The sequence below is a fragment of the Duganella qianjiadongensis genome (assembly GCF_009857915.1).
In the GTDB taxonomy this organism is placed as follows: Bacteria; Pseudomonadota; Gammaproteobacteria; order Burkholderiales; family Burkholderiaceae_D; genus Rugamonas; species Rugamonas qianjiadongensis.
The window spans coordinates 85,805-101,331 of record NZ_WWCM01000014.1; the positions used below are offsets into that span (position 1 = coordinate 85,805).

Below are 15,527 nucleotides of genomic sequence, written 5' to 3' on the forward strand. Positions count from 1 at the left end.
GCGCCGGCGCTCAAATTTTTAACGGTTTAGTAGTGCTTCGGTAGTGCATTAATGGCTGGGCACATTTCTGCGCACCAACCATCCGGTCTAGTTCTTAACGACAACTGACTTCACAACTTTAGGAAGTCTCTTATCGTTAGCGACAGTGAGGCCTCCACCGCGCCACATAAACGTGGCGCGAAGCGGACCTTGCTGTAGCTTTCGTTGCAAGACTGGCCAGTGTTCCGGCCAGTCCGGCAGCGGCTTATTTATGCGGCGCGGCCAGGAATCCTTGAGCACCGGTCTGCAGTGCTTTCAGACGCAAGGTCTCGTCGCTGGCGGCCAGCCCTGCAGCGCCTTTGTCTGCGGCACCGAAGTGCTTCATGACATCGGCCAGCTGGGCGGCGCTGGCGGCCAGAGCACCACCGCGCAGATCCAGCTGGGCTGGGTGCGCGCCAACTTCGGCTGCGGCGTTGAAGTTGGACAGTGCCTGGGTCAGGCCACTGACGTTGCTGCTCAGGCTAGCGGCAGGCGTGGTAGCGAACCACACGTCGCCAGCCGTATGCGTAGCACCGTCACTGGTTTCGAAGCTCGAGGTCAGACCCACCACGTTGCCGTTGTTGAGCGAAACGTTGCGCGTCACATCGAGATTCAGTTTGGTGATGCCCAGCTGATCGAGCGTTTTCAGCTCGCTAGCCTGGCTGACACCGTCAGCGTTGCCATCGACCCAGACTTCCAGCTTGCTGAAGCTGCTGTCCTTGGCATCGATCACGCCATCGTGGTTGGTATCGAGTTCGACCAGCGCTTCGTAGCCGGTGCGGGCTTTCTGACCATTGGCCAGGGTGGTGCCCGAACCGAACAGTTCGCTACCGTCGTTGATGGTACCGTCACCGTTGCGATCCATGACCAGCAGACCGTCGCCACCGCCTACCCAGCCCGTATTGAGCTTGTTGCCGGTCGCAGCCAGATCGAACTGCACGCCCTGATTGATATTCAGGGTCTGGATGCCGTCGCCATTCAGATCCAGCACGATAGGCGTGAGGCTGATCCAGGCATTGATCTGGTCGGTACTCATCGCCTGTACCTGATCGGTACGCAGCGAGATCAGCTGGTTGGTGCTCAGCGCATGCACCTGATTCGTGCTCAGTGCCACGATATCGTTGGTGGTCAGCGCCTGCAGCTGACGGGTGCTCAGGCCGGCAATCACACCGGTACCCAGTGCAGCCACGTCGCTGGTGTTCATGGCTGCCACGGCGCCCGTGCTCAGGCCGATGAACTGGCGGCTGCCGAAGGCGGCAAACTGCGCCGTCGTCATGGCGGCAGCCTGGGTGTTGGTAATGGCACTCAGCTGGTTGCTGGACAGAGCGCTGATGTTGACGCTCGAGATCGCTGCCAGATCAGCCGTTTCCAGCGCGGCGATGCTGCGGGTGCTCAGAGCAGCCAGCTGTGCAGTAGCCAGCGACGCGGTTTGCGCGGTGGTCAGTGCAACGATCTGGTCGGTCGAGAGCACGCTGATATTGGTGCTCAGCGCAGTGATCTGGCCGGTGGACAGGTTGGCGATCTGCGAAGTACCCAGTGCCACCAGCTGTACCGTGCGCAGCGCGACCATATCGTTGGTGCTCAGGCCAGCCAGATCGGCCGTTTCAATCGCCGCCACGGCATTGGTGCTGAGTGCGGCGATCTGTGCCGTACCAAGGCTACCCACTTGTGCCGAGGTCAGCGCCACTGCCTGATTGGTGCTCAGGGCAGCCACTGCCGCAGTGTTCAGAGCGGCCAGCGAGGCGGTGGCCAGCGAAGTCATCTGGCTGGTAGTCAGCGCAGCAACCTGTGCCGTGCCGAAGGCAGCGATACCGGCGGTCGCCAGCTGGTTCATGTCCACCGTTTCCAGTGCGCCGACGGCATTCGCGGTCAGGGCGGCCACTTGGGCCGAACCCAGTGCGCCGGCCTGATTGCTGGTCAGCGCCACCACTTCATTGGTGCTCAGGGCCTTCACTTGTGCCGTGTTCAGGCCAGCAATAGCGGTGGTGCTCATGGCGGCCAGATCAGCCGTTTCGATATAACCCACGTTAGCGGTGGTCAGCGCCGTGATCTGGGTGGTGCCCAGATTGGCGGCCTGTGCCGTGGTCAGCGCCTGTACCTGTGCCGAGTTCAGGGCATTGATGCCCGCAGTACTCAGTGCCAGTACCTGATTGGTCGACAGATTCGCTACCTGATCAGCGGTCAGACCCAGCACCTGCGTGGTGCGCATCGCGGCAACCTGATTGGTCGAGAGACCAGCCAGATCGGCCGTTTCGATGGCGCCGATGGCACGGCTGGTCATGGCAACGATCTGCGCGGTGCCGAGGCTGCCCACCTGGGCCGAGGTCAGGGCGACCACCTGATTGGTGCTCAGGGCGGCAATTGCAGCGGTATTCAGTGCGGCCAGCGACGCGGTGGCCAGCGAAGTCATCTGGCTGGTGGTGATCGCGGCAACCTGTGCCGTGCCGAAGGCAGCAATGCCTGCGGTCGCCAGCTGGTTCATATCGACCGTTTCCAGTGCGCCTACCGCGTTGGTGGTCAGGGCAGCCACTTGAGCCGAACCCAGTGCACCGGCCTGATTGCTGGTCAGTGCCACGACCTGGCTGGTGCTCAGGGCTTTCACCTGTGCCGAGCTCAGGCCAGCGATGGCCGTGGTGCTCATGGCGGCCAGATCAGCCGTCTCAATGTAACCCACGTTAGCGGTGGTCAGGGCCGTGATCTGGGTGGTGCCCAGATTCGCGGCCTGTGCCGTGGTCAGCGCCTGTACCTGTGCCGAGTTCAGGGCATTGATGCCCGCCGAGCTCAGTGCCAGTACCTGATTGGTCGACAGATTCGCTACCTGATCAGCGGTCAGACCCAGTACCTGCGTGGTGCGCATCGCGGCGACCTGGTTGGTCGAGAGACCAGCCAGATCGGCCGTTTCGATGGCGCCGATGGCACGGCTGGTCATGGCAACGATCTGCGCGGTGCCGAGGCTGCCCACCTGGGCCGAGGTCAGGGCGACCACCTGATTGGTGCTCAGGGCGGCAATTGCAGCGGTATTCAGTGCGGCCAGCGACGCGGTGGCCAGCGAAGTCATCTGGCTGGTGGTGATCGCGGCAACCTGTGCCGTGCCGAAGGCAGCGATACCAGCGGTTGCCAGCTGGTTCATGTCCACCGTTTCCAGTGCACCGACGGCGTTGGTGGTCAGGGCAGCTACTTGGGCCGAACCCAGTGCACCGGCCTGATTGCTGGTCAGCGCCACGACCTGACTGGTGCTCAGGGCTTTGACTTGTGCCGAGCTCAGGCCAGCGATGGCCGTGGTGCTCATGGCGGCCAGATCAGCCGTTTCGATATAACCCACGTTAGCGGTGGTCAGCGCCGTGATCTGGGTGGTGCCCAGATTGGCGGCCTGTGCCGTGGTCAGCGCCTGTACCTGTGCCGAGTTCAGGGCATTGATGCCCGCCGAGCTCAGTGCCAGTACCTGATTGGTCGACAGATTCGCTACCTGATCAGCCGTCAGACCCAGTACCTGCGTGGTGCGCATCGCGGCGACCTGGTTGGTCGACAGACCAGCCAGATCGGCCGTTTCGATGGCGCCGATAGCACGGCTGGTCATGGCAACGATCTGTGCGGTGCCCAAGCTGCCCACCTGGGCCGAGGTCAGGGCGACCACTTGATTGGTGCTCAGGGCGGCAATCGCTGCGGTATTCAGTGCAGCCAGCGAAGCGGTAGCCAGCGAAGTCATCTGGCTGGTGGTGATCGCGGCAACCTGTGCCGTGCCGAAGGCAGCGATGCCTGCGGTCGCCAGCTGGTTCATGTCTACGGTTTCCAGTGCACCTACCGCGTTGGTGGTCAGGGCAGCCACTTGAGCCGAACCCAGTGCACCGGCCTGATTGCTGGTCAGCGCCACAACCTGGCTGGTGCTCAGGGCTTTCACCTGTGCCGAGCTCAGGCCAGCGATGGCCGTGGTGCTCATGGCGGCCAGATCAGCCGTTTCGATGTAACCCACGTTAGCGGTGGTCAGGGCCGTGATCTGGGTGGTGCCCAGATTCGCGGCCTGTGCCGTGGTCAGCGCCTGTACCTGCGCCGAGTTCAGGGCATTGATAGCGGCCGAGCTCAGTGCCAGTACCTGATTGGTCGACAGATTGGCTACCTGATCAGCCGTCAGACCCAGTACCTGCGTGGTGCGCATCGCGGCGACCTGGTTGGTGCTCAGACCGGCCAGATCGGCCGTTTCGATGGCGCCGATAGCACGGCTGGTCATGGCAACGATCTGCGCGGTGCCGAGGCTGCCCACCTGGGCCGACGTCAGCGCCACAACCTGATTGGTGCTCAGGGCGGCAATTGCAGCGGTATTCAGTGCGGCCAGCGAAGCGGTGGCCAGCGAAGTCATCTGGCTGGTGGTGATCGCGGCAACCTGTGCCGTGCCGAAGGCAGCGATGCCTGCGGTTGCCAGCTGGTTCATATCGACCGTTTCCAGTGCGCCCACCGCATTGGTGGTCAGGGCAGCCACTTGAGCCGAACCCAGTGCACCGGCTTGGTTGCTGGTCAGCGCCACCACCTGGCTGGTGCTCAGGGCTTTCACCTGTGCCGAGTTCAGGCCTGCAATAGCGGTAGTGCTCATGGCGGCCAGATCGGCCGTTTCGATGTAACCCACGTTAGCGGTGGTCAGGGCCGTGATCTGGGTGGTGCCCAGATTAGCGGCCTGTGCCGTGGTCAGCGCCTGTACCTGTGCCGAGTTCAGGGCATTGATGCCCGCCGAGCTCAGTGCCAGTACCTGATTGGTCGACAGATTCGCTACCTGATCAGCGGTCAGACCCAGTACCTGCGTGGTGCGCATCGCGGCAACCTGATTGGTCGACAGACCGGCCAGATCGGCCGTTTCGATGGCGCCGATGGCACGGCTGGTCATGGCAACGATCTGCGCGGTGCCGAGGCTGCCCACCTGGGCCGAGGTCAGGGCGACCACTTGATTGGTGCTCAGGGCGGCAATCGCTGCGGTATTCAGTGCAGCCAGCGAAGCGGTGGCCAGCGAGGTCATCTGGCTGGTGGTGATCGCGGCAACCTGTGCCGTGCCGAAGGCAGCAATGCCTGCGGTCGCCAGCTGGTTCATGTCCACCGTTTCCAGTGCACCGACGGCGTTGGTGGTCAGGGCAGCCACTTGAGCCGAACCCAGTGCACCGGCTTGGTTGCTGGTCAGCGCCACGACCTGGCTGGTGCTCAGGGCTTTCACCTGTGCCGAGCTCAGGCCAGCGATGGCCGTGGTGCTCATGGCGGCCAGATCAGCCGTTTCGATATAACCCACGTTAGCGGTGGTCAGGGCCGTGATCTGGGTGGTGCCCAGATTGGCGGCCTGTGCCGTGGTCAGCGCCTGTACCTGTGCCGAGTTCAGGGCATTGATGCCCGCAGTACTCAGTGCCAGTACCTGATTGGTCGACAGATTCGCTACCTGATCAGCGGTCAGACCCAGCACCTGCGTGGTGCGCATCGCGGCAACCTGATTGGTGCTCAGACCGGCCAGATCGGCCGTTTCGATGGCGCCGATGGCACGGCTGGTCATGGCAACGATCTGCGCGGTGCCGAGGCTGCCCACCTGGGCCGAGGTCAGGGCGACCACCTGATTGGTGCTCAGGGCGGCAATTGCAGCGGTATTCAGTGCGGCCAGCGACGCGGTGGCCAGCGAAGTCATCTGGCTGGTGGTGATCGCGGCAACCTGTGCCGTGCCGAAGGCAGCAATGCCTGCGGTCGCCAGCTGGTTCATATCGACCGTTTCCAGTGCGCCTACCGCGTTGGTGGTCAGGGCAGCCACTTGAGCCGAACCCAGTGCACCGGCCTGATTGCTGGTCAGCGCCACGACCTGGCTGGTGCTCAGGGCTTTCACCTGTGCCGAGCTCAGGCCAGCGATGGCCGTGGTGCTCATGGCGGCCAGATCAGCCGTCTCAATGTAACCCACGTTAGCGGTGGTCAGCGCCGTGATCTGGGTGGTGCCCAGATTGGCGGCCTGTGCCGTGGTCAGCGCCTGTACCTGTGCCGAGTTCAGGGCATTGATGCCCGCCGAGCTCAGTGCCAGTACCTGATTGGTCGACAGATTGGCTACCTGATCAGCCGTCAGACCCAGCACCTGCGTGGTGCGCATCGCGGCGACCTGATTGGTGCTCAGACCGGCCAGATCCGCCGTTTCGATGGCGCCGATGGCACGGCTGGTCATGGCAACGATCTGTGCGGTGCCGAGGCTGCCCACCTGGGCCGAGGTCAGGGCCACGACCTGATTGGTGCTCAGGGCGGCAATTGCAGCGGTATTCAGTGCGGCCAGCGAGGCGGTGGCCAGCGAAGTCATCTGGCTGGTGGTGATCGCGGCAACCTGTGCCGTGCCGAAGGCAGCGATGCCTGCGGTCGCCAGCTGGTTCATATCCACCGTTTCCAGCACGCCCACAGCGCTAGTGGTCATGGCAGCCACTTGGGCCGAACCCAGTGCACCGGCCTGGTTGCTGGTCAGCGCCACGACCTGGCTGGTGCTCAGGGCTTTCACCTGTGCCGAGCTCAGGCCAGCGATGGCCGTAGTGCTCATGGCGGCCAGATCAGCCGTCTCAATGTAACCCACGTTGGCCGTCGTCAGGGCCGTGATCTGGGTGGTGCCCAGATTGGCGGCCTGTGCCGTGGTCAGCGCCTGTACCTGTGCCGAGTTCAGGGCATTGATGCCCGCCGAGCTCAGTGCCAGTACCTGATTAGTCGACAGATTCGCTACCTGATCAGCGGTCAGACCCAGTACCTGCGTGGTGCGCATCGCGGCGACTTGGTTGGTGCTCAGACCGGCCAGATCCGCCGTTTCAATGGCGCCGATAGCACGGCTGGTCATGGCAACGATCTGCGCGGTGCCCAGGCTGCCCACCTGGGCCGAGGTCAGTGCCACAACCTGATTGGTGCTCAGGGCGGCAATTGCAGCGGTATTCAGTGCCGCCAGCGAGGCGGTGGCCAGCGAAGTCATCTGGCTGGTGGTGATGGCTGCCATCTGTGCGGTGCTAAGGGCCGCAATGCCGGCAGTCGCCAGCTGGTTCATATCCACCGTTTCCAGTGCACCCACGGCACTGGTGCTGAGGGCCACGATCTGGGCCGAACCCAGCGAACCAGCCTGCGTGCTGGTCAGCGCCACCACCTGATTGGTGGTCAGCCCTTTGATCTGGTTGGAACTCAGCCCCTGCAGCGCGCTAGTCTGCAGCACCGCCACATCGGCCGTCGACAGGCTGGACACGTTCAGGGTGCTTAGTGCCGCCAGCTGACGCGAGGACAGCGTGGTCGCCTGCGCGGTGGTCAGCACCCCCGCCTGCTGCGAGCTCAAGCCGTAGGCCAGTTGGGCAGTGCTGAAGGCCGTGATGGCGGCCGTCGAAAATGCCCGAATCTGATCGGTGCTCAGGGCGATCAGGTCTGCCGTGGCAATAGTAGCGATCTGGCTGGTATCCAGATTGGCTATCTGCTGGGTGCTGAAAGCGATAAATGGGCTAGGCATTCTCAATCTCCTGATGGGTGCAGCTGTATTCTGCTCAATGAGCGGTTCGGGTTACAGGACAGGCGATGTGGCCACTCCTGATAGCTTCATATATTTCGATTCTTGCTTGCTGGCTGCAGCTGGCACGTTCGATGTTGCGCATGCCTGCCACCACCTTTCTCCGGCACTGTTGCCTTGCCCCAGAGTAATTCTCTAGCACTGGCGGGCAAAAGCACCTGTCGTCTAGGGGTTAACGGCGGCATTTTGAATTTCATTAAGTAAACTTTTGGGCTCAAGCCAAAAATTTCTTGCCAACCACTTTACCCCTTGCCAACAGCGCCGCGGACAAGCACATCGGACTTGTCATTATAGGCCTAAAAATTTCCTCAAGGAATATTTATACATGGAAATTTTCATTGCAAGCTGTTGAAATATAATGATTATTCTTTGCTCTATCCTCTTTAGCATTACCCGATTACACTCCAGCAGAGCATGTCTTGCCATTCCTGCACGGCAGACCAGCCAGCCACCCGACCGCCCCATTACCAACGGGATGGACGCGAAGCGATTTTGCATCAGTGCAATGAAATTCAATCGCCGGAGATGCCATGGAAATCCCCCTCAAATGATCAATTTGGCAATATCGGACCGGCCGGTGCGGAGGGCCAAGCAAGGGGAGCGGAACAGGCCGCCGAGAGCGCGTTTCCGGGGCTGCCGGAAGCCCCTGCTATCGCCTGAACAAAGAGGGAAAACCCGCCTTGATCGCGGCTTGACAAGGTATATCCAAAGCCCGATACTTTCCTTGCACATTGCTTAAAAGAATGCTCATCAAAGCGCCGCCGCAAGTGCTGTTTGCGGGTCGCTCCAAGTCGTCACCGACGACACCTAAACTGATTGGAAATAACATGCAGGAATTCTTTGCCGGCCTCGCGGAAATCATTGAAATCGATGTCGAGCAAGTCAGCCCCGAGCTGAAGCTGGCCGATTTTGCCTGGGATTCTCTGGCTGTCGTCTCCACCATCGCGCTGATCGACGATGTCTTCAACGTCATGGTCGATGGCCAGTCCCTGAATAAATGCGACACAGTGGCCGACATCGTGGCCCTGATCAATACCAAGAAAAAGGTCTGATCATGACTGCCAGCGACTTGCAGTCGGGCTTGGCCATCAAGGTCGACAGCATGGCGCTACGCGGTGTGGTGTGCGCCCTGCCCACCCAGGTAGTAAAGAACCAGACTCTGGCCGCCCAGTTCGGCGAAAAAGAAGTCAACGACGTCATCAAGATGATAGGGGTGCACGAGCGCCGGCTGGCGCCGCCCCATCAGACTGCTGCTGATCTAAGTCAAGCTGCAGCCGATCGCCTGCTCGACGAGCTGGGGTGGGCGCGCGACACGGTCGACGCCCTGATCTTCGTCACCCAGACGCCCGACTACACGCTGCCGGCCAGCGCCTGCGCATTGCAGGCCCGGCTAGGCCTGAAGCGCAGCTGCGCCGCCTTCGATGTGAATCTGGGCTGTTCCGGCTACGTTTATGGCCTGTGGCTGGCTGGCAAGCTGCTCGATGGCCGCGCCATCAAACGGGTGCTGCTGCTGGCCGGTGAAACTCCGAGCAAGATTACCGATCCATCCGACCGTTCCACCGCCATGCTGTTCGGCGATGGCGGCTCGGCCAGCGCCATCGAATTCGATGCCGGCGCCGCGCCGGCCCACTTCGTGCTGGGCAGCGACGGTGCGGGCGAACGCCACCTGATGATACCGTCCGGCCGCTACAAGCCTTATCTGGGCGACGACGCCCGGCTGGAAGGACGCGACCCCACCTGCCTCTTTATGGATGGCGGCGAAATCTTCAATTTCACGCTCAGCAATATTCCCCAGCTGGTCAGCGATACGCTGGAAACAGCGGGCAAGACACGCGAGCAGGTCGATGCTTTCCTGTTCCATCAGGCCAATACCTTCATGCTCAAGCACATCATCAAGAAGGCCAAGCTGGCACCGGAACGCGCACCGATCAATATGGACCGCTACGGCAATACCTCGTGCGTCTCTATCCCCCTGCTGCTGGTCGACAAGTGCCCGCAAGTGCAGAGTGCGCCGCAAACCGTGGCCATGTTCGGCTTCGGCGTGGGCTACTCGTGGTCGGGTGCCGTGCTCGATCTGCCGGTGCTGGCCGTCAACCGCCTGATCGAAGTGTGACGCCATGCTGTTCGCTCCCGACTTACTGCAGCAACGCCGCATTCTCGTTACCGGCGCCTCGTCCGGCATAGGCCGGGCCAGCGCCCGCCTGTTCGCCGCATGCGGTGCCCAGGTCATCGTTAGCGGTCGCGATCCGGCACGCCTGCAAGCCACGCTCGATAGTCTGGCCGGCAGCGGCCATCAGGCCGCCCCCTACACCCTCGATGGCGAAGACGGCATAGCCGACTGGCTCAAGGAACTGGCCGCGCCGGCACCGCTGGATGCGATCTTCCACGTGGCCGGAGTCGATCTGGTGCGCCCCATCAAACTGGCCAAGGCGCGCCAGTTCGACGATGTATTCAACTCCAGCGTGAAGAGCGCGCTGGCACTGGCGCGCGGCGCATCGCTGCGCAATGTGATGCAGGATGGCGGCGCGCTGCTGTTCATGTCCTCGGTGGCCGGCCAGCGTGGCCAGACCGGCATGAGCATCTACTCTGCTGCCAAAGCCGCTATCGACGGCATGACCCGTTCGCTGGCGGTGGAATTTGCACCGCGCCGTATCCGCGTCAATTCGCTGGCGGCGGCAGCGATCCAGACTGAAATGCATGAACGCCTGGCTTCCGGACTCAGTGAAGCCGCGTTGCAGGATTATGCCGACCGGCACTTGCTAGGATTTGGCGAAGCGAAGGATGTGGCCCAGACGGCGGCATTCCTGTTATCGGAGGGAGGCCGCTGGGTAACCGGCGCCACCTGGACTGTAGATGGCGGTTACTTGGCAAGGTAGGCAAATACTATGGCAAAAATTCGCAATATCATCATCGTTGGCGCTGGCGGCTTTGGCCGTGAAGTCGCTTCCTGGATCGAGCATCTGGGGGCCGATGCCGGCGTCACCATAGCCGGCTTCCTCGATGACACCAAGGAACCTTGCGCCGCACTCAGCGCCGACTATCCGTATCCCGTACTGGGCTCTATCGGTTCCTACGAGCCGCAGCCGGGCGAAGGCGTGGTAGTGGCTATCGGCGACCCGCGCGCCAAACTGCGCATCGCCTACAGCCTGGCCGAAAAGGGCGCGCGCTTCTACAACGTGATCCATCCGACCGCCGTGGTGGCACGTACCGCCATGCTGGGGCAAGGCGTGATTCTGTGCCCGTTCTCGCTGGTCTCGGCCAGCGCCACGGTGGCCAACTACGTCACCGTCAATGCCTACGGCGGCGTGGGCCACGATGTGGTGATCGGCGAAGGCTCGACCATCTGCGCCCACGTCGATCTGACGGGTGGCGTGCAGCTCGATGAAGGCGTGTTCGTCGGCTCCAACGCGTCCATCCTGCCCGGTGTCGATGTGGGCGCCTTTGCCGTGATCGGCGCCGGCACGGTGGTGCTGCGCCGGGTAGAAGCAGGCACCACCATGTATGCCCCCCTTTCAAGGAAATTATGAGCACCGCGCAAGTCCTTCGCGACCAGTTCTGGCATCTGTTATGCCACCGCGCCGAGTTACCGAAAAACGGCGATTACGTCCGCCTAAACTGGCTGGATCAGGAAGTGGTGCTGTTCAATGACAGCGGCGACATCGTCGTGTTCGATAACCGCTGCCCGCACCGCGGCGTACGCTTCTTCAGCGAAGACCATGGCAACGGCGCCATCAGCTGCCCCTACCATGGCTGGGGCTACCGCAATGGCGCGCTGCACATACCCTGCCGCGAGCACTACGATCCGGCCGTGCTGGAAGGCGTCAAGCTGGGCAAGCTGCAAAGCGAATGGTGTGCCGATTTCCTGTTCGTTTCGCCGGCGCCGCGCATGACTCTGGAGGAGCAGCTGGGACCGACCTACGACCAGCTGGCCACGATCTCGTTCAACATCGTCGAACGGGCCGATTTCAATGTCGGCTACTTCGAATGCGACTGGCAGGTGGCAGTGGAAAATGCCCTCGAGCCGCTGCACGTGCCTTACGTCCACCCGGAAACGCTGGGCCTGCTGGGTCTGGCCAACGACGACAATACCCTGCACGAGTGGACCTCGGTGCTGCGCGCAGAAATCAGCGACGAACCGCGCTTCAAGAAGCTGCGCTCCATCAAGCGCCTGTTCAACATCGACGAGCAGTACGAAGGCTACCAGAGCATCTTCATGTTCCCGTTCTCGATGCTGTCGACCACCTTCGGCTATTCGTACTCGCTGCAGAATTTCTTCCCCACGGCAGAAGCGCACCGTACCTATTTCCGCAGCCGCCTGTACACGGCCGCCACCAAGAGCCCTGCTGCCGCCGAGGCACTCAAGCCCTTCTTCGAATCGAGCGCGCAGGTCAACCGTCAGGTGTTCGATGAAGACCACGCCATCTGCCGCCGCGTCGCGCATGATTTCCGCTCCAGCGGTGCCGGCCTGCTGGCGCCGGGCGAAGAAAAAATCGGCCACTTCCGCGCCTGTCTGGCGCGGGTCGAGGAAACCCTATGAAAGCCCGCTTCCAGCGCGGCCGCATAGCCGCCGTCGCCGCCATGGTGCCGGCGCACCAGCGCGACCTGAGCGTCTACAGCGAACAGTGGGGTGCCAGCGAAGTCACGCGCATCATCAGCGCCACCGGCATCTCCAGCATCCGTGAAGTGCGCCCCGGCGTCACCACGGCCGATCTGTGCGCCGGTGCGGCCGAAGCGCTGTTCAGCCATTGCGGCACCAATCGCGCCGACATCGACGGCATCGTCTTCGTTTCGCAGACGCCCGACTACCTGCTGCCCGCCACCAGCGCCGTGCTGCAGCACCGGCTGGGCCTGAAAACCGGCGTGGCCGCTTTCGATATCAACTATGGCTGTTCCGGCTATGTGTACGGCCTGCTGCAGGCGCAGTTGCTGATCCAGTCCGGCATGTGCCAGCAGGTGCTGGTATGTGCAGGCGATGTCAGCACCAGCCTGATCAACCCGCGCGACCGTGCCCTGAAAATGCTGTTCGGCGACGCCGGCAGTGCCACCCTGGTGGTGGCCGATGCGGCTGACAGCAGCTTTGCCGTGCATACCGATGGCAGCGGCGCGCAGGCCCTGATCGTCCCGGCTGGCGGTGCCCGTCTGCCGCGCAGTGCCGCCACGGCCGAAGTGCTGGAAGCCGAGGAAGGCAACTTCCGTTCGGCGCAGGACATCTATATGGACGGCATGGCAGTGATGAACTTTGCGCTGCAGGATGTGCCGCAGGTGATCAACCAACTGCTGCAGGCCCATGGCTGGAGCAGCGCCGATCCCGGCTTCTATGGCCTGCATCAGGCCAATGGCTTCATGGTCAACTACCTGCGCCGCAAGATGCGGCTGGCCGCGCCGGCCGTGCCGTTTGCCTGCGCCGATATCGGCAATACGGGCCCGGCCTCCATCCCTGTGCTGCTGGCGCGCGAAGGCGCCCGTCTGCACGCCGAACAACGTCTGGAAAAGAGCGTGCTGTGCGGCTTCGGCGTCGGCCTGTCCGTCGCTGCGGCGGCGCTATCGCTGGCAGATACCGAAATGCTGCCTTTGCTGGAACTCCCGGATTAAATCTCTCCTCCTTTTGGAACCGACATGAAACAACAAATTGACGCCATCGTGCTGGCCTGCTGCGCCGACCAGAATGAACTCTCGGCCAACAAGATCGATCTGAGCCTGGGCCTCGATGCGCCCCTGTACGGTGCCAAAGGCGTGCTCGATTCGCTCGGTCTGGTCAGCCTGCTGGTGGCGCTGGAACAGGCGGTGGAAGACGAGCTGGATGTGATCATCACGCTGGCCGATGCGCGCGCCGCTTCGCAGCAGAATAGCCCGTTCCGCAGCGTCGGCAGCCTGAGCGCCTATGCCCTGCAGCGCGTCGAAGAGGAACGTGGCAGCAATGGCTAAACCGGTCACGCTGATCACCGGCACGCGCAAGGGCATAGGCCAGTTTCTGGCCCAGCACTATCTGGCGCAGGGCCACATCGTCTACGGTTGCAGCCGCGAAGCGGGCAGCATCACGGCTGACGATTACCATCACGTCTGTCTCGATGTGGCCGACGAAAAAGCCGTACGCCGGCTGTTTTCGCAGATCCGCAAGGAGGCTGGCCGGCTCGATCATCTGATCAACAATGCCGGCATCGCGTCGATGAACCACGCCATGATGACGCCGGCATCGACGGTACAGCAGATTTTCAATACCAACTTCCTCGGCACTTTCCTGTTCTGCCGCGAAGCGGCCAAACTGATGCAGGGCAGCGGCGCAGGCCGCATCGTCAACTTCATCACCGTGGCCAGCCCGCTGCAACTGGAAGGCGAGGCCGTGTATGCGGCCTCCAAATCGGCCGTGCTGACGCTGACCCAGATACTGGCGCGCGAACTGGCCGCCATGAACGTGACGGTCAATGCGCTGGGGCCGACGCCCGTGATGACAGACCTGATCCGCAGTGTGCCGCAAGAGAAGATCGAGCACCTGCTGGCACGTCAGGCCATACACCGCCTTGGCACGTTCGAAGACGTGCTCAATGTGGTGGACTTTTTCCTACGTCCGGAAAGCCAGTTCGTGACCGGACAAGCAATCTATCTCGGAGGTGTATCGTGAGCGCAGACATCGGCTTCCTCAAGGAACGTTTCCTCGCTGCGGGTGAACAGACTGCCATGATCTGGCAGGACCAGCGCTACAGCTATGCGTGGCTGCTGCAGGCCATAGACCGCTGGAGCGCCACCCTGAAGTCCGAGCAGATCGGCGTGCGCGATGTGGTGGGCCTGAGCGCCGACTTCTCGCCGAATGCCGTGGCTCTGCTGCTGGCACTGGTCGAACATGGCTGCGTGGTGGTGCCGCTGACGGAATCGATCCGTCCGAAACGGCCCGAATATCTGGCCGCCGCCGAAGTGACGGTGGATATCGGCGTGGCCGCCGATGACAGCGTGACCGTGACGCGGCTGGCGCCGGCGGCATCGCACGAGCTGTATCAGCAACTGTGGCAGCGCGAGCGTCCCGGTCTGGTGCTGTTCTCGTCCGGCTCCAGCGGCAAGAGCAAAGCCATCCTGCATGATTTCCAGGCCCTGCTGGACAAATTCCGCGTGCTGCGCGCCGCCAAGTGCACCATCACCTTCCTGCTGTTCGACCATATCGGCGGCGTGAATACCCTGCTGCACACCCTGTCCAACAGCGGCACCGTGGTGACCGTGCAGGAGCGCAGCCCGGCCGCCATCTGCCGCGCCGTGCAGGAATACGGCGTGCAGGTGCTGCCGGCTTCGCCCACCTTCCTCAACCTGATGCTGATTAGCGGCGTGACGCAGGACTACAACCTGTCCACGCTGGAAACCGTCACCTACGGTACGGAAGTCATGCCGGAAAGTACGCTGGCGCGCTTCCATGCCACGTTCCCGCAGATCAAACTGCTGCAGACCTACGGCCTGTCGGAAGTAGGCATCCTGCGCTCCAAATCGGAAGCCTCGGATTCGCTGTGGGTGCGTATCGGCGGCGAGGGCTATGAAACCCGCATCGTCGATGGCCTGCTCGAGATCAAATCCAGCTCGGCCATGCTGGGCTACCTGAACGCGCCTAGCCCGTTCACGGCCGATGGCTGGCTGATGACGGGCGACATGGTGGAACAGCGCGACGGCTATTTCCGCATTCTGGGCCGGCATTCGGAACTGATCAACGTGGGCGGCGAAAAAGTCTTCCCGGCCGAAGTGGAAAGCGTGCTGCAGCAAATGCCGGGCGTGCGCGACGTATTCGTCTACGGCGCAGCGAACGCCATCACCGGCCAGATGGTGGTGGCCAAAATCAGTCTGGAAGCGGGCAGCACGGAAACCCTGCCGGAACTGCGCAAGCGCGTGATCCAGTTCTGCAGCACCCAGCTGCCACGCTTCAAGGTGCCGCAGAAAGTGACGCTGGCCGACGCCGATCTGCACGGCGGCCGATTCAAGAAACTGCGCTCCAAGGAATCGATGAACTAAGTCC

The 15,527-nt window shown here is 62.4% G+C and carries 10 protein-coding genes; 9 read left to right on the forward strand and 1 reads right to left on the reverse strand.

Annotated elements, in window-relative coordinates; genetic code table 11:
* Positions 1-244: 244 nt before the first annotated feature.
* Positions 245-7,483 carry a beta strand repeat-containing protein gene (locus GTP27_RS18040; RefSeq protein ID WP_229634156.1) on the reverse strand — a complete coding sequence of 2,413 codons (7,239 nt, stop codon included), beginning with the start codon at positions 7,481-7,483 and terminating at the stop codon, positions 245-247.
* An 884-nt stretch (positions 7,484-8,367) separates the two neighbouring features.
* Here GTP27_RS18040 and GTP27_RS18045 point away from each other — a divergent pair.
* Genes GTP27_RS18045 through GTP27_RS18085 form a run of 9 tightly spaced genes read left to right on the forward strand, consistent with a single transcriptional unit; the run spans position 8,368 to position 15,523 of the window.
* Positions 8,368-8,592 carry an acyl carrier protein gene (locus GTP27_RS18045; RefSeq protein WP_161040547.1) on the forward strand — a complete coding sequence of 75 codons (225 nt, stop codon included), beginning with the start codon at positions 8,368-8,370 and terminating at the stop codon, positions 8,590-8,592.
* Between the two features lie 2 nt (positions 8,593-8,594).
* A complete protein-coding gene (locus tag GTP27_RS18050; RefSeq protein ID WP_161040548.1) occupies positions 8,595-9,653 on the forward strand; it encodes a 3-oxoacyl-ACP synthase III family protein in 1,059 nt (352 codons plus the stop codon).
* Positions 9,654-9,657: 4 nt separating this feature from the next.
* Positions 9,658-10,416, forward strand: a complete 759-nt coding sequence (locus GTP27_RS18055) for an SDR family NAD(P)-dependent oxidoreductase (RefSeq protein WP_161040549.1) — start codon at positions 9,658-9,660, stop codon at positions 10,414-10,416.
* A gap of 9 nt (positions 10,417-10,425) precedes the next feature.
* Positions 10,426-11,067, forward strand: a complete 642-nt coding sequence (locus GTP27_RS18060; protein ID WP_161040550.1) for an acetyltransferase — start codon at positions 10,426-10,428, stop codon at positions 11,065-11,067.
* Entirely contained in the window at positions 11,064-12,077 is a 1,014-nt protein-coding gene (locus GTP27_RS18065; RefSeq protein ID WP_161040551.1) for an aromatic ring-hydroxylating oxygenase subunit alpha, read from the forward strand. The genes GTP27_RS18060 and GTP27_RS18065 overlap by 4 nt, the downstream gene beginning before the upstream one ends.
* Positions 12,074-13,132, forward strand: a complete 1,059-nt coding sequence (locus GTP27_RS18070; protein ID WP_161040552.1) for a 3-oxoacyl-ACP synthase III family protein — start codon at positions 12,074-12,076, stop codon at positions 13,130-13,132. The genes GTP27_RS18065 and GTP27_RS18070 overlap by 4 nt, the downstream gene beginning before the upstream one ends.
* Positions 13,133-13,156: 24 nt before the next feature.
* Complete coding sequence (locus GTP27_RS18075) at positions 13,157-13,465, forward strand: acyl carrier protein (RefSeq protein WP_161040553.1); 309 nt, start codon at positions 13,157-13,159, stop codon at positions 13,463-13,465.
* Positions 13,458-14,159, forward strand: coding sequence for an SDR family NAD(P)-dependent oxidoreductase (locus GTP27_RS18080; protein ID WP_161040554.1), 702 nt, complete (start codon positions 13,458-13,460; stop codon positions 14,157-14,159). The genes GTP27_RS18075 and GTP27_RS18080 overlap by 8 nt, the downstream gene beginning before the upstream one ends.
* Positions 14,156-15,523, forward strand: coding sequence for a class I adenylate-forming enzyme family protein (locus GTP27_RS18085; RefSeq protein WP_202416912.1), 1,368 nt, complete (start codon positions 14,156-14,158; stop codon positions 15,521-15,523). The genes GTP27_RS18080 and GTP27_RS18085 overlap by 4 nt, the downstream gene beginning before the upstream one ends.
* Positions 15,524-15,527: the final 4 nt, after the last annotated feature.